Below are 16,758 nucleotides of genomic sequence, written 5' to 3' on the forward strand. Positions count from 1 at the left end.
CCCTACGGCTCCGCGCCTACGGCTCCGCGCCTACGGCTCCGCGCCTACGGCTCCGCGCCTACGGCTCCGCGCCTACGGCTCCGCGCCTACGGCTCCGCGCCTACGGCTCCGCGCCTACGGCTCCGCGCCTACGGCTCCGCGGCCGACCGCCTAGAACGCGCCCCGCTCCATCCTCGCCAGAGCCGCCCGGCACAAGGTCAGAAGCTTCTCGTCGAGGTGGATGTCATGGCTGCCCGAAGCGCCCTCCCGGGCGTTGTGGCGACGCCGGCGGGTCAGCTCGGTGAGGATCACCAGCTGCGCCTCCGAGGCCGCCGGACCCATCTCCGCCAGACACTCGGCGACGTCCACGCGCGCGTGCCGGTTCTCCTCCCAGGCCGCCAGCAACACCGGCAGAGCCGTCGCCGCGTCCCCGGACACCCGCCACAGGGCCGCCGCGCTGCGGACCCGCACCCACAGGTCCCGAGAGGCCAGACCCGGCCGGAGGGCGGAAGCCGTCACGGCCGCGGCCGGGCCGATCTCGCCGAGGGCCTGGGCGGCCGCACACCAGTCCGCGGCGGAGGCGCCCGGCCGCAGCCACCGCTCCAGGGCGGGCAGCACCTCGCCCAGGTCGCCCTCGGCCGCCCACAGGGCACGCGCCGCCGCCGTGGCGACCGCGGCCGACTCGGCGGCCAGGAGTCTTCGCATCTCCGGTACGGCCCCGTGGGCGGCGGGACCGAAGGCCGCCAGGGTCCGCAGGGCGGCCTCCCGCACCCAGTCGCGCCGGTTCGACGGCGCCCCGCGCAGGACCCGCAGGACCTCCGGCACGGCCTGGTTGCCCCGCACCGCCGCCAGCGCGTACAGCAGCGGCGCCGCCCGGTCGTAGAGCCGCTCGTCGAGCTCGACCTCGGCGAGCCGGCGCCGCAGCAGCGGGGCGAGCATCGCGGCGGAGGGCCCCAGGCCGTCCATGGCGTACAGCAGCTCGCGCCGCACCTCGCGCTCCTCCAGGGCGCGGGCGAGCAGCGGAACCGCGCGGGTGTCGCCGGCGCGGGCCAGCGCGAGGAGCGCCCCGTCCCGCCCGGACCGCCCGACGAGGCCGCCCTGACCGCCGCCCTGCCCCGGACCCACGACCGGGCCGGTGGTGAGGCGGGTCACGAGCGCGTCGGCGGCGGGCGCGCCCAGCTCGAAGAGCCGCTCCAGGAACGAGGTGGCGGCCTCCCGGAGCCGCGGTTCGGGATCCTGGAGCTGCGCGCCGACGAGCCGGACGACCTCCTCGTACCGCCCTCGCCAGATCCGTATCAACCCGCCGCACAGCCAGATCGCGTCCGAACGCTGCCCCCAGTCGGGGCTGCGCAGCTGCGCGAGGATCAGCGCGATGCGGTCGTCGACCCGGTCGTCGAGCGCCGCGTGCAGCGTCCGGAGCAGTTCCTCCGTCCAGGGGGCGGGACGCCCGGCGGCGTGTTCCTCCAGGAGCTCGCGGACCTGCCCGATGAGGGTCGGCGTGGCGGCCCGCTCGGAGCCGGGCACGACCGGCCCCTGTGCCGAGGTCCGGATCTCCTCCAGGAGCCCCGTCACCCACGGCACGACGTCGTCCGGGATGTCGGCGGGCGCACAGCGCGCCCGCTGCGCGAGAGCCGCCAGACGGAGCCCCGGGTCCTGGGCGGCGCGGGCGAGCCAGCCGAGCCAGTCGACGGTCTCGGTGCGCAGCGACGCGTGCCGCAGGGCGATCCGCCCGACGGCGGCGACCAGGGCGAGCCGCACCTCGGTGTCCCGCTCGACGGTGAGCCGCTCCCGCAACAGCGTCAGCACCAGCGCGGGCTCGGGGTGCAGCGAGGCGAGCGCGCACGGCGCGGCGAGCCGGACCTCGGGGTCCGGGTCGGAGACGAGCCCGAGGAAGACGTCCGCGCCCGCGGCGATGGCGGCCGCGGCCATCGCGTAGTTGGCGGCGGGGATGAACTCCTCGTCGTCCGGGTCGAGTTCGTCCAGTTCCTCGTCGTCGTCGAGCTCGATCCCGCCGATGCTGGTGAGCAGCTCGACGATGCAGCCGCGGTCCTGGACGCCGGGGTCGGCGACGAGTTCGAGGAGGAAGGGGATGCAGGCGAGGGTGGAGTCGTAGACGTCCCCCTGGTGGTGCACGGCCCCGTACATGCCGTCGAGGGCGGTCTCGCGCTCCGCGGGATCGGCGGAGGCGAGTCCGCGGAGCAGCTCCGGCACGTCGTCCGCGGGGCCGTACGCGTGCCCCAACGAGGCCCAGTCGACCTCCTCGATCCCCGTCAGCATTGGCCAGGCCGCCTTCCCCGTGAGCGCTGTAACAGTCAGCAAGTGTGCACCACGGGAACGGCGGCAAGCCCTTACCGACGACACCCGACCTGCCAGGACCCCGAGTTGCGGCCTCTTTGCGCCATGTACGGTGCGGAGCAGGTCAGTTGCGCTCAGTGCGCGGCGCGGGGGGCGCCGGGGGAGGGCGGCGGCGGCCCCGGGAGAGGCCGACTGGAGGGCGCGGTTGTCCCGGCCGTCCGCCGGACGGCCGGGCCGCCGCTCCCGCCGGGCGGGGAAGGCGGGGGCGGAGGAGGCGTCCGGCTCCCGGAAACCGTCGGCGTGACCCGGGACCACCCGACCGGCCGGCGGGCCGGTGACGCCGACGGGACACAGGTCCGAACAGCCCGTCCCGACGAGGCGCGGGAAGCGACCACGGCCCCGCTCGGACGGCGACGCGCAGGTGAAGCCACGCGGAGCGGCCGGGAGCCCGGGACCGGCGGGCGCTCCAGGCGCCCACGTCGCCCCCGCCGTCGCCGGGCGGCCCGGAGCCGGCGACCGGGGGACTCAAGGTGAAGAGCCGGGGACTCATGGCGAGGGGCGGCCATCGATGCGACGGGCGAAGCCCGGAGTACGCCCCGACGCCCGAACCGCCCACCCCGATGAGGAACCGGCGGTGAGCGGGCGGCGACGCGACGCGACGCTCGGCTTCGAAGACGCCGCCCGCCGAGGCGCGGACGCGGGGCCTGAGCCGGTGGACGTGCCGTTCCTCGCCGAAGGAGTGGCTACGGAGTGGCCGGAACGATATCCGGGACGGTTTGCGCCGTAGACGGGCGGTATCGGGGATCGATGGGACCTTGTGCCGGGCCGGGCCGGGCCGTGCCGGGCCGGGCGGGCCGGGCCGTGCCGTGCCGTCGCCTCGCTACGCCTCGGCTTGCTGTGCTGTGTCGTGCCTCGGCCGGCCCGCCCTCCGACCGGGCGCGCCTCAGCCCTCCGACCGGACGCGGACGAACGTCGCGTTCTCCTGCCGCTGCCGCCCCGCGATCTGCCGCAGTTCGACGGGGAGCGGCGGGTCCACCCACCGCACGGGACCGTGCTCGGGGTCCTGGGCGAGCGGCCCCGCGCGGTCGCTTACCAGCGCGCCGACCTCGCGCGACTGCGCCGGGGTGAGCCGGGGCGAGGTGGTCACCGTACGGCCGTCGGGGAGTCGTACGACCAGGGCGCGAGGCCGGTCGGGCGGCCCGAGGACACCGAGCAGCAGGCCGTCGCTGGTGTCCATGTGCCGGATCTTGCGCCAGGCCCAGGTGGAGCCCGCCCGATAGGTCGAGCTCAGCGTCTTCGCGACGATCCCCTCGACCCCCGCGTCCCGCAGGTCCCGGAACCAACCGCGCGCGGTCTCCTCGTCGAGCGTGGCGAGCACGCGCTGGAGCGGCGGCTCGGCCTCTCGCAGGGCGGCGCCGAGCAGCTCCCACCGGTCGCGGAGCGGCAGACCCCGTACGTCGCGCCCGGGGACGGCGAGGAGGTCGAAGGCGATGTACGAGACGGGCACGCCGGCACGGGCCCGGTCGGCGGGCGAGCGCAGCAGGTCGGTGAAGCTCAGCCGCCCCTCCCGGTACGCGCACAGCTCACCGTCGAGGACGATCCCGACCGGCAGCTGGTCCCGCAGGTGCGCGGCGATCCCGGGGAACTCGGGAGCGAGGTCCCGGCGCGAACGCGACTGGAGGACGACCTTCCCGTCGTCGAGGACGAAGGCGAGCGCGCGGAACCCGTCCAGCTTGAGGGAGTACTGGAGTTCACGGGGAGGGTCTCGCTGTACGGGGATCTCGTCGGCGGACCGGGGCCGCATGACGTCGAGGGGCGGAACGACGACGGCCCCACCGTCACGCGCGCCCACTCCCGTACCCCCGCCCTCTCCCGCAGCGGAACCCCCACCGGCCCCGCTCCTCTCCCCACCCTCACGCCCTCTCACGGCACGTCTCCCGCGAGCTCGGGAGTGAGAAGAGGGGCCAGGAGCTCCCCGTACCGCTCCAGACGTGGCGCGATGTCGTCCATGAGGAGAACCAGGGCCTCGGGGTCCGCGTCGGGGAGCGCGGACTCCTCCACCTCCTCCCAGGTGACGGGCGCGGAGACCGTGGGGAGGGCCCGGGCCCGCAGGGTGTAGGGGGTGGCGGTCGTCTTGGCGGCGGCGTTCTGGCTGTGGTCGACGAAGACCTTCCCGGGCCGCAGGGCCTTGGCCATCCGGTGCACGACCAGCCTCGGCAGCGCGGCCTCCGCCTCGACGGCGAGGCGGCGGGCGTACGCGGAGACGTGGGCCGAGGGGGCCGGGGTCACCGGGACGAGCAGGTGCAGCCCCTTGGAGCCGGAGGTCTTGGCGAAGGCGGTGAGCCCGTCCGCCGCGAGCCGCTCGCGCAGGTACAGGGCGACCCGGCAGCACTCGACGACCGTCGCCGGAGACCCGGGGTCGAGGTCGAACACGAGCCGGTCGGCGACGGCGGGGGAGGAGGCCCGCCACTGGGGCGTGTGGAACTCGACGACGAGGTTCGCGGCCCACATGAGCGAGGGCAGGTCCTCGATCACGACCTGCCGGGCCCGGGGGTCCTCCGAGCGGGGTACAGGGGTGGTCCTCACCCAGGAGGGTGTGCCGGGCGGCGGATTCTTGGTGAAGAAGAGCTGCCCGTCGGGACCGTCCGGGTAGCGCAGGAAGGACACCGGGCGGTCGCGCAGATGCGGCAGGATCGCGGGCCCGACGGTCGCGTAGTAGTGGAGCAGCTCGCCCTTGGTGGTGCCGGTGACCGGGTGGAGGACCTTGTCCAGGTTGCTGAGGGTGAGGCGCCGCCCCGCCACCTCTGTAAGAGGCGTCATACGATGAGAATCCCACGATTGACGACGATTCGTCCTGATCCGACCCGGAGGGAAAGAACGTGCGATCCATTTGGAACGGCGCCATATCCTTCGGCCTGGTCAGCATCCCGATCAAGCTGGTGAACGCCACGGAGAGCAGGTCCGTCTCCTTCCGCCAGATCCACACCGAGGACGGCGGACGGGTCCGCTACAAGAAGGTGTGCGAGCTGGACGGCGAGGAGGTCCCCCAGGCGGAGATCGGCAAGGCGTACGAGGACGCCGACGGGTCCATGATCCCGATCACCGAGGAGGACCTGGCCGCGCTGCCGCTCCCGACGGCGAAGACGATCGAGATCGTCGCCTTCGTACCGGCCGGCGAGATCGACCCGCTCCAGATGGACGCGGCGTACTACCTCTCGGCGAACGGCGTACCCGCGGCGAAGCCGTACACCCTGCTCCGCGAGGCGCTCAAGCGCAGCGAGAAGGTGGCCGTGGCCAAGTACGCCCTCCGGGGACGGGAACGGCTCGGCATGCTCCGGGTGGTGGACGACGTGATCGCGATGCACGGCCTGCTCTGGCCGGACGAGATCCGCGCCCCCGAGGGCGTGGCCCCGGAGAACCCGGTGAGCGTGCGGGACGCCGAACTCGACCTGGCGGACGCCCTGATGGCCACGCTCGGCGAGGTCGACATCAGCACACTGCACGACGACTACCGCACGGCGGTCGAGGAGATGATCGCGGCGAAGGCGGAGGGCGGCGAGGGCGTCGCGGCCCCGGCCCCCGGGGAGGAACCCGGCGGTGGCCAGGTCATCGACCTGATGGCGGCGCTGGAGAACAGCGTCCGCGCGGCCAGGGAGGCCCGGGGCGAGGACGCGGTGGTGACCGAGCTCAAGCCGCGGGGGACGCCGAAGGAGACGGGGGGCAAGAAGTCCACGTCCCGCGCACCCGCGAGGAAGAAGGCGGCTCCGGCGCGCAAGTCGACGTCGACCGCCGGCGGCGGGACGAAGAAGGCGGCGGCGAAGAAGACCACGGCGAAGAGCACGGCGAAGTCGACGACGAAGAAGACGGCGACGACGAGGAAGACGACGACGGCGAAGAAGACACCGCCACGCAAGCGCACGGCGTAACACGCGGCAGCCGGTCCTCGGGATCGAACATCGTTGGCCGGCGTGACGCTACGCGGCCGCCATCATGGTCTTCCCTCGATGGCGGCCGCGTTGCGTCTCAGCTCAGCCGGGTGGTGGCGTAGGCCACCATGGCGTCGCGCTGGTACACGGCGAGCCCGGGGGCGATGGCCTCGTATGCGGCGTGCCACGTCTCGTTGTCGACGATGGAGCGTCCGATGGCCCGGTAGTCCTCGGCGGAGACGGCTCGCAGTTCGGTCAGCGACCGGTACTGGGTGTCGATCTCGGCCTGGACCGGGTCGGCGTCGACCGGGTGGCCTGCGGCCATGAGTTCGGCCAGCCGGATCATCTGCGCCGTGCGCTCACGGTGCGCGGCGTCGGCGTCGGCCCGGCTCATCGTGGCGGCGCGTCGTCCGACCTCTTGGGCGAGTTCAGGGAAGTCGCGCATGTTGTCCTCGTAGTGGGAGGGCGTCACGCCCTCGAAGAGGTTCTCCGGGCGGTTGATGGTCATGAGACGGTCGTCCTTCCTGGACTGCTCCAGTTCCGCGATCGTGCCGGAGACGGTGGCGGCCAGAACGTCGATCCGGTCCCGCTCCGCAAGGAGGCGCCGGTGGTGGCCCCGCAGGGCGTCCACCTCGTCGACCTGCTCGGACAGGATCCGGCCGATTTCCGGCAGCCCGACACCCAGTGCGCGCAGTACGAGGATTTGCTGCAGCCGCAGGAGCTGGCGTTCCCCGTAGTAGCGGTGACCGTTGGTGCCGACCCGGGCTGGCGGCAGCAGGCCTGTCTCGTCGTAGTGGCGCAGAGTCCGGGCGGTCACGCCCGACATCCGTGCCACCTCCGCGATCGGCCAGTCCATCGCCACTCCCGCACGTATGTGTCGCCGGGCCGGTCGCTCCGGCCCTGGTCACGAAGGTAGAAGCTGCCGCAACGGCAACTTCAACCCCGAAACCCGAGGTCCTCGCAATCGAACAGGCACGGTGGTCCACCCCAGGACGGGGGAGGGGGAAGCCGCCGGAAAAGCCGAACCCGCCGCCCCGAGAAAGGGGTCGACGGATTCGGCAAGGACCTCTGAAACAGCCCCGAGGGACCGGCCGCGGAGAATCAGGATCGATCAGCCCTCAAGGATCCTGCGCTTCTGTTCCTCGAACTCGCTCTCGGTGAGGACGCCCTGATCCTTGAGCTCGCCGAGCTGCTTGAGCTGATCGATCTTGCTGGACATGTCGGAGCCCGCCGGAGGGGCGGCGGGGGCGGGTGGCGGCGGTGGCGGAGCCGCGTACTGCGGCTCCTGCTGCGCCGCCCATCGCCCCTGCTGGCGGCGGCTCACCCGATTGGACACGGCGGTGGCGGTTCCGGCGACGACGGCCGTACGCGCGACCCCGCGGAGGAGACCTGGCATGGAGGGTTCCCTTCTGTTCCTCGACTGGCGTCGGCCGATGCTCAGGAAGCGCCGTCCGCGCTGTCGAGCGCGGCCAGGATGGCGGGTACGGGGATCCGCCCGGAGGCGACCACCTGGGCGCCGCCGCGGTTCAGGGCCGCGGCGAAGGGCGCGGCCCAACGGTTCTCGTAGACGAGGATCCCGGCGGAGCTGCCCGGCTGCAGGGCGCCGGCGGCCTCATCGAGGTCGTCCTGACCGAGGAGTCCGGACGAGGCACCCTCGAACACGGCCAGGTCGAGCTCGCCGTCACCGGTGAGGTCGGCGATCTCGAGGCCGCTCACGGAGCCGTCCTCGTCCTTCCTGACGAAGGTCAGGTCGAGGATGCGAATGAGGCCACGGTCCACGAGATCGACCAGGAGGGGCAGGCCCTCACCGGTCATTCGGTTGCCGGGGAACTCCACGATCAGATAGTCGATCGGTCCCAGCTCTTCGGTTTCGTCGTTCACGGCGCAACCCCTGATGTCGTGGCTCTCTCAGTGGATCCATTGCATCACCGGCCGAGTCCCCGCGCATGTCGGTACGGAGCACCCCGCCAGGACCAGGAGGCCTCCTTGTAGTCCGGGCGTGGGGGCACCGGATGAAGCCCCGAAGCCCCCTCACCGACGGACCGACGCGGGCCACAACGCGCGCGACGTCCCGACCGGCACGGCCCACCACGCCCCATCGACGCCGTCTCCCCTTCGCCAAGACCGCCCGGCTTCTGGAGGCTCCAGCGACAGGCCTGGCGGAGCCTGGCTTCCTCGGCGTCGCGGCGGTGGCGTGACCGAACGCGCACCGGGACGATCGCCGTACTCATGGCGATGCTGGCCCTTCCTGCCGGAGTCGGCTTCTACGTCGATCAATTCCACGAGGACGACATCCGCATCACCTCGCTCCGCCGCAACCAGTCTGTGGTGATCCCCCGCTGCCTGCCGACGCTGCAGGGCACAGGGGCCCTGGAGGCCGGCCATCACCTCTGGATCGCGATCGAGTTCCCGGACAGGTCGGGAGGCAACCGCATCGTCTTTGCGCGCGAGGCGACCATGCGCAACGGCACATGGCGTGCGGACAAGTTGACTGTGGGCGGCGCCAACAGGTCCGGGGAGACCTATGTCCTGACGGCGGTCGGCGTCGACGGGCCGACGCATGGAATGCTCGCGACGACGGTCATCGACATGTTTCCCGACGATGGCGAGACGCTGGGGCCGGGCGACGACCTGTGGCGGTTCTCGTTCCGCGGCTACCCCACCGGCGCGGAACCGCTCGACGACATCAGCGTCACGCGAAACACCAAGGACCACCTGACCTGCGCCGAAACGGCGGCCACTGGCCAACCCAAATCAGAGTGACCCACGCGCCACTCACACACAACCAGCGATAGCCAACGACAAAGAGCCGGACCCGGTGGGACCGGATCCGGCTCTCAATCCGCTGGCCGCGCATGCTGGAGACTTCAATCTCAGACTTCCGCACACGCGGATGGCACCGGCTGGCGGCTGCCACTGGTTGCCAGGAAGCCACCGCTTTACAGAGCGGGAGGGTGACCATGGGCGTGGGCCTGCAAGCACTCCACGTGGGCAAGACCAGGGGCATGCACCCCTGTTGCTCGGGAATCCCCGTCAATCCCCGCCCTCCTGCCACGGAAGTGGCACGGCCACCTTCTGATCCGTACCTCTGGCGGGATCGGCCCATCGGCGGCCAGACCGGCCGCTCCGAGGCCTCGGAGGGTGCTATCGGACGGGGTCGATTGCGGTGGCCGCGGTACAAAGTCGCAAAGCCGCTGTATCGGACGAGGGTCACTTGTCGCGCCGGCAGATGAAGCTGTCAGTTAAGTGTGGCGATGACGAGGCCGGCGAGGGCAAGCAAGGGCGAGCAGAGGAACACGATGCCGCCCGTGAGCCGAAAGAACCAGGCGCCGAGTCGCGACGGCTCGGCAAGTCCCATGTTCAGCGTCCGTGCCGCGGTCACAGCCCTGACGGCGTTGCGCCGAGCGACGGCCTTGTCCACCGCGCCCCGCACGTTGAAGAGGAACATCGCCCCCACGCCACGCCTGCCAGCCCCCATACGAACAGCGCGATACCCACGACCACAGCCGATCCCCTTGAGCGCCGCTGTGACCAGCGGTCATCCACCGGATGATGACAGGCCGCGGGTGGGCGAGCGCAAGCGGTCTTTGCGCGGTACCTCCCCCACGCGGTACCTACGACGGCGGCTGTCGACGAGCCGATCCCGGCGGCTGGCCAGCCTGTTCGCTGGCATGCACTTCGGACGGTTCGGCCTGGCAGAGCACGCGGCTTTTTGGAAATGGCTGAACGCGGGAGACGTGGAGGCGCTCTTGGGCCGATATGTGAAGCGCCTCGACGGCCGCCAGGAGGTGGCGAATCGACGCATGGAGGATCTCCTCAGGGAGTACGAGTGAGCATGGTTGGGCCGCTGCTGCATACTCCGGGCGTGGACGTTTCCGATGAAGGTCTGACGCTCGATCGGCAGTGGAGCGAGCTGGGCAACAACGTGTGTGGCGTTTGGAGACCAGCTGGTGCCAGGTGGAGATCGATCCGGCCGATGGCCCGGACGTCCTGCTCAACGGCGTTGTGGACCCCACCCGCGTAGACGACTTGGGACGGCTTCTCGGCTCCTTCGGGTTTCCGTACGAGCTTGAACTGAACGACGAGAACAACGCCCTGTCACGAGAAATCAGAGGGTGATCCACCGCGGCCCTCAAGGCCCCTGCACCTGTCCGGCGCCCTACGCCGTTCCCGAACTGACCTGCGCCGCCCCTCCGACACATACGGCGACTCAGCACCGCACACGCCCGCAGATACAACAAGACCCCGCGTTCAGCGTTTCCGCTGATCACGGGGTCTGTGTGGCACTTCTTGCGAAGTGCCCCCGGCAGGATTCGAACCTGCGCACACGGCTCCGGAGGCCGTTGCTCTATCCCCTGAGCTACGGGGGCGTCCGCCGCGTTCGGCGGCGACGGGTAGAACCCTACCAGCTCCTCGGGAGTGGCTGTGAACAGGTATTTCCGGGGTGTCACCAGGGGCTGGCTCCCCCGCACGGGTCAGAAGTGGGTAAAACCCGGACGCAGCCGTTCGGGGCCGCCTACTCTCGTTCGTGTGTCAGGCGTGTCCGGTCGGGTGCTCGTTGTCGACGACAACAAGGTGATCCGGCAGTTGATCAGGGTCAATCTCGAACTCGAGGGGTTCGAGGTCGTGACCGCGGCCGATGGTGCCGAGTGTCTGGATGTCGTACATCGGGTTCGTCCTGATGTCGTCACCCTGGACGTCGTCATGCCCCGCTTGGACGGGATCAAGACGGCCGAGAGACTGCGGGCCGATCCGAGGACCAGTCATCTGCCGGTCGCGATCATCAGCGCCTGCGGTGAGCGCGAGGTCGCCGGGGGAGCCGCGTCCGGTGTCGACGCCTTCCTCGCCAAACCCTTCGAGCCCTCCGAGCTCGTGCGTGTCGTACGTCAGCTGATGCACCGCGAGCGGCGCGAGCGGCCGGAGGCGGCCGGGGCCGACGGGGGAGAGGAGCCGGCCGCAGTCGACGGCCGGCAGCCGACCCGACGCGCCGGGAGCCCGACCGGCCGCCCCACAGGGAGTTCGACCGGGAGCCCGACCGGTCAGCATTGAGCCCCCCCCCGGAAGCATGGATCCCGGTCCGCATGGATCCCTGTCCGCATGGGGCGCGGGAAGTCTTGAGCGGAAGCATTGAGCTTTGCGGGCATGTGGCCCGGGCCGTGTTGAGCCGGTCCGCGGTGGGGCCGGTCCCCATGGAGGCCGGTCCGTGGTCGGACTGGTCCGCGTCGAGCCTGGTCCGCGTCGAGGCCTGGTCCCCGTTGAGCCCGGGAAGCGTCGACGACCTCGGCTCCCGTCCACCCCCCGGCCCGCAGTGAACCCGCTCCTCCTCGTCGGTGTTCGTGTCGTGTGCGTGTGGTGATGTCGTTGCGGTGCCCGTATGGCGAAACCGGTTCGCGTTCCGCCCCCCCTCCTCCCCTAGGCTTGTCCCGTGACCCCCGCGGACCTCTCCCTCACCGTGCTGCACGCCGTGCGCCGTGCGGTCGACGACGGTGCGCTGCGGGTCGACGTGCCCCCGCGGGTGACCGTTGAGCGGGCCCGTCCGGGTGGTCGTGGTGAGTACGCCAGCAATATCGCCCTCACCCTCGCCCGGCCCGCCGGGCGTACCGCTCTCGATGTGGCCGGGATTCTCAAGGAGCGGCTCCGTGACGCCCCCGGGCTCCGGGGGGTCGAGATCACCGGGCCCGGGTTCCTGAACTTCAGCCTCCGCCGTGATGCCGGCGCCGAGCTCGTGCGGGCGATCCGCGAGGCCGGAGCCGCGTACGGAAGCGGTGCCGCGCTCGCCGGGACCAGCGTTCGCTTCGCCGATCCGTCCGACCTGACAGAGTCGCGCGCCTCGGTCGTCACCGAGACCGTGGTGCGTCTTCTCCGCCTGCAGGGCGCCGACGCCGGGTTCGGCGGTGCCGAGCGGATGCACGTGCGGGGCGGGGCGTACGACGTGGGCGCCCTCGGTGTCGACGCCGCTCGCTGGGCCCTGCTCCGGCCCGCTCCCCAGGACCGGCCCCTCGACGGGCCGCCGCTGCTCGTGCAGCACGAGCGCAACTCCCTCTTCCGCGTGCGGTACGCGCACTCCCGGGTGCGGAGACTCCTCGTCAACGGCCGACAGCTCGGCATCCTCCCCCCGTACGAGTACGAGTACGAGTACGAGGGTCAGGATCGGCACCAGGACGAGTCCGGCGTGCCCGCCCCCTGCGTGACCGAACTTCTCGGCGTCCTCGGCGACCATCCCGTCGTCCTCCTCGCCGCCGCCCGCCACCGCGCCCCCGACCGGGTCGCCCGGCACCTGGAAGCCGCCGCCGACGCGCTGCTCGCCTTCCAGCACACGGTTCTGCCGCTCGGCGACGAGAAACCCTCGGCCGCCCATCGTTCCCGGCTGGCGCTCGCCGAAGCCGCCGGGACGGTGCTCGCCGGTGGCCTCTCCGTGCTCGGCATCAGCGCACCCGACCGGATCTGAAAGAGCAGACGCAGACATGAGCCGTTCCGCCCATCCCGCAGGCCCCCGTCACGCCGACGTCCTCCCCGAGGGCCACTACTCGGCGCCGCCCGCCGACCTCAACGTCCTCGACCCCAAGGTGTGGTCCCGGACCGTCGAGAGGGACGAGCGCGGTGTCGTCACCGTCGGCGGCCTGAGCGTGACCGAGCTCGCCGAGGAGTTCGGGACCCCCGCCTACTTCCTCGACGAGACCGACTTCCGCGCCCGCTGCCGCGCCTGGGCGGAGGCCTTCGGCGCGGACGCCGACGTCTTCTACGCCGGCAAGGCGTTCCTCTCCCGGGCCGTCGTGCGGTGGCTCAAGGAAGAGGGACTGAACCTCGACGTGTGCTCCGGTGGTGAGCTCACCACCGCGCTCTCCGCCGGGATGCCCGCCGAGCGCATCGCATTCCACGGCAACAACAAGAGCGAGGACGAGATCCGTACGGCCGTCGAGGCCGGTGTCGGACGCATCGTTCTCGACTCCTTCCAGGAGATCGCGCGCGTCGCGCACATCGCGCAGTCCCTCGGCAGGCGCCAGCGGGTGCAGATCCGGGTGACCGTCGGCGTCGAGGCCCACACGCACGAGTTCATCGCCACCGCGCACGAGGACCAGAAGTTCGGCATCGCGCTCGCCGGGGGCCAGGCCGCCGAGGCCGTCCGGCGCGCGCTGAAGCTCGACGGTCTCGAGCTCATCGGCATCCACTCGCACATCGGCTCGCAGATCTTCGACATGGCCGGCTTCGAGGTGTCCGCGCGGCGGGTCGTCCAGCTGCTCGCCGAGGTGCGTGACGAGCACGGTGTCGAGCTGCCGGAGATCGACCTCGGCGGCGGGCTCGGCATCGCGTACACCTCCGACGACGACCCGCGCGAGCCGCACGAGATCGCCAAGGCGCTGGGCGAGATCGTGACGCGGGAGTGCGAGGCCGCGGGGCTCGCCACCCCGCGCATCTCCGTCGAGCCGGGCCGCGCCATCGTCGGCCCGACGGCCTTCACGCTCTACCGGGTCGGCACGATCAAGCCGCTCGAAGGGCTGCGGACGTACGTGAGTGTCGACGGCGGCATGTCGGACAACATCCGTACCGCGCTGTACGACGCCGAGTACAGCGTCAACCTGGTCTCGCGGACCAGCGATGCCGCGCCGATGCTCTCGCGGGTCGTCGGCAAGCACTGCGAGAGCGGCGACATCGTCGTACGGGACGCGTTCCTGCCCTCGGACCTGGCGCCCGGCGACCTCGTCGCCGTGCCGGCCACCGGCGCGTACTGCCGCTCCATGGCCAGCAACTACAACCACGCGCTCCGGCCGCCCGTCGTCGCCGTTCGTGACGGCGAGGCACGGGTGATCGTCCGGCGCGAGACGGAGGAAGATCTCCTGCGTCTCGACGTCGGATGATGAAATAGTCGAGTGATGAAATCGATGTCTCAGGATCCGGACGAGGGGCTGAATCCCTCGTCCGGTGAGTGAGACTGGTTCCGCGTAGAGATACGAAACCGTAGAGATACGAAGTAGTACGAGAAAGAGGTCGGATGATGCGTACGCGTCCGCTGAAGGTGGCGCTGCTGGGCTGTGGAGTGGTCGGCTCAGAGGTGGCGCGCATCATGACGACGCACGCCGACGACCTCGCCGCGCGCATCGGCGCCCCGGTCGAGCTCGCCGGCGTGGCGGTCCGCCGCCCGGACAAGGTCCGCGAGGGCATCCCCGCGGAGCTGATCACCACGGACGCCACCGCCCTGGTCAAACGGGGGGACATCGACGTCATCGTCGAGGTCATCGGCGGGGTCGAGCCGGCCCGCACCCTCATCACCACCGCCTTCGAGCACGGCGCCTCCGTCGTCTCGGCGAACAAGGCGCTGCTCGCCCAGGACGGCGCGAGCCTCTACGCCGCCGCCGAGAAGCACGGCCAGGACCTCTACTACGAGGCCGCCGTCGCCGGCGCCATCCCGCTGGTCCGGCCGCTGCGCGAGTCCCTCGCCGGCGACAAGATCAACCGCGTCATGGGCATCGTCAACGGCACGACCAACTTCATCCTCGACAAGATGGACACGTCCGGGGCCGGATACAGCGAGGCACTCGACGAGGCCACCGCCCTCGGGTACGCCGAGGCCGACCCGACCGCCGACGTCGAGGGCTTCGACGCCGCCGCCAAGGCCGCCATCCTCGCCGGGATCGCCTTCCACACGCGCGTGCGCCTCGACGACGTCTACCGCGAGGGCATGACCGAGGTCACCGCCGCCGACTTCGCCTCCGCCAAGCAGATGGGCTGCACCATCAAGCTGCTCGCCATCTGCGAGCGGGCCGCCGACGGCGGCTCGGTCACCGCGCGCGTGCACCCCGCGATGATCCCGCTGAGCCACCCGCTCGCCTCCGTCCGCGAGGCGTACAACGCGGTCTTCGTCGAGGCGGACGCGGCCGGCCGGCTCATGTTCTACGGCCCCGGCGCCGGCGGCGCTCCGACCGCTTCGGCCGTCCTCGGCGACCTCGTCGCCGTGTGCCGCAACAAGCTCAACGAGGCCAACGGCCCCGGCGAGTCCGCGTACACCCAGCTGCCCGTGAGCTCCATGGGCGAGGTCGTGACGCGGTACCACATCAGCCTCGACGTGGCCGACAAGCCGGGCGTCCTCGCCCAGGTAGCGACGGTCTTCGCCGAGCACGGCGTATCCATCGATACGGTGCGCCAGCAGGGCAAGGACGGCGAGGCCTCCCTCGTCGTCGTCACCCACCGCGCGCCCGACGCCGCCCTTTCGGGGACCGTCGAGGCGCTGCGCAAGCTCGACACCGTGCGCGGTGTCGCCAGCATCATGCGTGTTGAAGGGGAGTAAGGACCCATGACCCACAAGGGCACCCACCAGTGGCGCGGCATCATCGAGGAGTACCGGGACCGCCTTCCGGTCACGGAAACGACGCCGGTCGTCACGCTCCGTGAGGGCGGCACGCCGCTCGTTCCCGCTCAGGTCCTCTCCGAGCGCACGGGCTGCGAGGTGCACCTCAAGGTCGAGGGCGCCAACCCCACCGGCTCCTTCAAGGACCGGGGCATGACCATGGCCATCTCCAAGGCCAAGGAGGAGGGGGCGCAGGCCGTCATCTGCGCCTCCACCGGCAACACCTCCGCCTCTGCCGCGGCCTACGCGGTACGCGCCGGCATGGTGTCGGCCGTCCTCGTGCCGCAGGGCAAGATCGCGCTCGGCAAGATGGGCCAGGCCCTCGTGCACGGCGCGAAGATCCTGCAGGTCGACGGCAACTTCGACGACTGCCTGACCCTGGCCCGCAGCCTCTCCGAGAACTACCCGGTGGCGCTGGTCAATTCGGTCAACCCGGTCCGTATCGAGGGCCAGAAGACCGCCGCCTTCGAGATCGTGGACATGCTGGGCGACGCGCCCGACATCCACGTCCTCCCGGTCGGCAACGCCGGCAACATCACGGCGTACTGGAAGGGGTACCGCGAGTACGCCGCCGACGGGCTGGCGACGCGCACCCCGCGCATGTGGGGCTTCCAGGCCTCCGGTTCCGCCCCGCTGGTGCGCGGCGAGATCGTCAAGGACCCGTCGACGATCGCCACCGCGATCCGGATCGGCAACCCGGCCTCGTGGGACTACGCGATCGCCGCGCGCGACGAGTCGGGCGGCTTCATCGACGAGGTGACGGACCGTGAGATCCTGCGCGCCTACCGCCTGTTGGCCGCACAGGAGGGTGTCTTCGTCGAGCCCGCGTCGGCCGCGTCGGTCGCCGGTCTGCTGAAGGCCGCCGAGCAGGGCAAGGTCGACCCCGGCCAGCGGATCGTCTGCACGGTCACCGGCAACGGGCTCAAGGACCCCGACTGGGCCGTCGCCGGCGCGCCGCAGCCGGTCACCGTCCCGGTCGACGCGGCCGCCGCCGCCGAGCGCCTCGGACTGGCCTGATCTCCACCCCCGCGCAGGGGAAGGCACCTTTCCCTGCGCGGGGACGGCCTTGATCGAAACCCGATCAGGAACGTACATAGGCGCACAGGTTGGCCTGCGACACGCATCGTGCGCCTCCTGTGCGCCCTATGTCGCGGCAGAACCTTCCTTCGATAGGCTGTACCGAACCCGCCCCGACGCATATGCGCGGTGTTGTTG

General features: G+C 71.5%; 15 protein-coding genes and 1 tRNA gene. 8 read left to right on the forward strand and 8 right to left on the reverse strand.

The window, feature by feature from the left end; translation table 11 throughout:
* Nucleotides 1-150 precede the first annotated feature (150 nt).
* From ACH4MY_RS13390 to ligD, 3 genes are all read right to left on the reverse strand, one after another.
* Nucleotides 151-2,256, reverse strand: a complete 2,106-nt coding sequence (locus tag ACH4MY_RS13390) for a PBS lyase (protein ID WP_398001871.1) — start codon at nt 2,254-2,256, stop codon at nt 151-153.
* A gap of 961 nt (nt 2,257-3,217) precedes the next feature.
* Nucleotides 3,218-4,126 (reverse strand): DNA ligase, encoded by a 909-nt coding sequence (locus ACH4MY_RS13395; protein WP_398001874.1) that lies wholly within the window; start codon nt 4,124-4,126, stop codon nt 3,218-3,220.
* A 71-nt stretch (nt 4,127-4,197) separates the two neighbouring features.
* Complete coding sequence (gene ligD, locus ACH4MY_RS13400) at nt 4,198-5,094, reverse strand: non-homologous end-joining DNA ligase (protein WP_398001877.1); 897 nt, start codon at nt 5,092-5,094, stop codon at nt 4,198-4,200.
* 59 nt (nt 5,095-5,153) lie between these two features.
* Here ligD and ACH4MY_RS13405 point away from each other — a divergent pair, with 59 nt between their 5' ends.
* Entirely contained in the window at nt 5,154-6,200 is a 1,047-nt protein-coding gene (locus tag ACH4MY_RS13405) for a Ku protein (protein WP_398001880.1), read from the forward strand.
* Between the two features lie 97 nt (nt 6,201-6,297).
* Here the strand turns inward: ACH4MY_RS13405 and ACH4MY_RS13410 are convergent, their stop codons facing one another.
* From ACH4MY_RS13410 to ACH4MY_RS13420, 3 genes are all read right to left on the reverse strand, one after another.
* Nucleotides 6,298-7,056, reverse strand: coding sequence for a MerR family transcriptional regulator (locus ACH4MY_RS13410; RefSeq protein WP_398001883.1), 759 nt, complete (start codon nt 7,054-7,056; stop codon nt 6,298-6,300).
* Nucleotides 7,057-7,311: 255 nt separating this feature from the next.
* The gene (locus ACH4MY_RS13415) at nt 7,312-7,596 is read right to left on the reverse strand and encodes an SHOCT domain-containing protein (protein WP_398001884.1); all 285 of its coding nucleotides are present in this window, start codon (nt 7,594-7,596) and stop codon (nt 7,312-7,314) included.
* Between the two features lie 41 nt (nt 7,597-7,637).
* On the reverse strand, nt 7,638-8,081 hold the full coding sequence (locus ACH4MY_RS13420; RefSeq protein ID WP_398001887.1) for a DUF6325 family protein: 444 nt from the start codon (nt 8,079-8,081) through the stop codon (nt 7,638-7,640).
* Between the two features lie 348 nt (nt 8,082-8,429).
* Here ACH4MY_RS13420 and ACH4MY_RS13425 point away from each other — a divergent pair, with 348 nt between their 5' ends.
* On the forward strand, nt 8,430-8,963 hold the full coding sequence (locus ACH4MY_RS13425; protein ID WP_398001889.1) for a hypothetical protein: 534 nt from the start codon (nt 8,430-8,432) through the stop codon (nt 8,961-8,963).
* Nucleotides 8,964-9,438: 475 nt separating this feature from the next.
* Here the strand turns inward: ACH4MY_RS13425 and ACH4MY_RS13430 are convergent, their stop codons facing one another.
* Nucleotides 9,439-9,648 carry a hypothetical protein gene (locus ACH4MY_RS13430; protein ID WP_398001891.1) on the reverse strand — a complete coding sequence of 70 codons (210 nt, stop codon included), beginning with the start codon at nt 9,646-9,648 and terminating at the stop codon, nt 9,439-9,441.
* 488 nt (nt 9,649-10,136) lie between these two features.
* Between ACH4MY_RS13430 and ACH4MY_RS13435 the strand changes: the two genes are divergently transcribed.
* Nucleotides 10,137-10,319, forward strand: a complete 183-nt coding sequence (locus ACH4MY_RS13435; RefSeq protein WP_398001894.1) for a hypothetical protein — start codon at nt 10,137-10,139, stop codon at nt 10,317-10,319.
* Between the two features lie 179 nt (nt 10,320-10,498).
* Here the strand turns inward: ACH4MY_RS13435 and ACH4MY_RS13440 are convergent.
* Nucleotides 10,499-10,570: transfer RNA gene (locus ACH4MY_RS13440), tRNA-Arg, on the reverse strand.
* Between the two features lie 205 nt (nt 10,571-10,775).
* On the opposite strand from ACH4MY_RS13440, the gene ACH4MY_RS13445 reads away from it, so the two are divergent.
* The 5 genes from ACH4MY_RS13445 to thrC all read left to right on the forward strand — a co-directional run bounded on the left by ACH4MY_RS13445 (nt 10,776) and on the right by thrC (nt 16,560).
* Nucleotides 10,776-11,249 (forward strand): response regulator, encoded by a 474-nt coding sequence (locus ACH4MY_RS13445; RefSeq protein WP_398002702.1) that lies wholly within the window; start codon nt 10,776-10,778, stop codon nt 11,247-11,249.
* 376 nt (nt 11,250-11,625) lie between these two features.
* Entirely contained in the window at nt 11,626-12,648 is a 1,023-nt protein-coding gene (nrtL, locus tag ACH4MY_RS13450) for an ArgS-related anticodon-binding protein NrtL (RefSeq protein WP_398001897.1), read from the forward strand.
* Nucleotides 12,649-12,664: 16 nt separating this feature from the next.
* Nucleotides 12,665-14,056 carry a diaminopimelate decarboxylase gene (lysA, locus tag ACH4MY_RS13455; RefSeq protein ID WP_398001900.1) on the forward strand — a complete coding sequence of 464 codons (1,392 nt, stop codon included), beginning with the start codon at nt 12,665-12,667 and terminating at the stop codon, nt 14,054-14,056.
* Nucleotides 14,057-14,190: 134 nt separating this feature from the next.
* Nucleotides 14,191-15,483: a homoserine dehydrogenase gene (locus ACH4MY_RS13460; protein ID WP_398001903.1), complete on the forward strand. Its 1,293-nt coding sequence runs from the start codon at nt 14,191-14,193 to the stop codon at nt 15,481-15,483.
* A gap of 6 nt (nt 15,484-15,489) precedes the next feature.
* Complete coding sequence (thrC, locus tag ACH4MY_RS13465) at nt 15,490-16,560, forward strand: threonine synthase (protein WP_398001906.1); 1,071 nt, start codon at nt 15,490-15,492, stop codon at nt 16,558-16,560.
* The last annotated feature ends 198 nt before the right edge of the window (nt 16,561-16,758 follow it).

This window comes from Streptomyces sp. NPDC017246, from assembly GCF_044331325.1.
Lineage (GTDB): Bacteria > Actinomycetota > Actinomycetes > Streptomycetales > Streptomycetaceae > Streptomyces.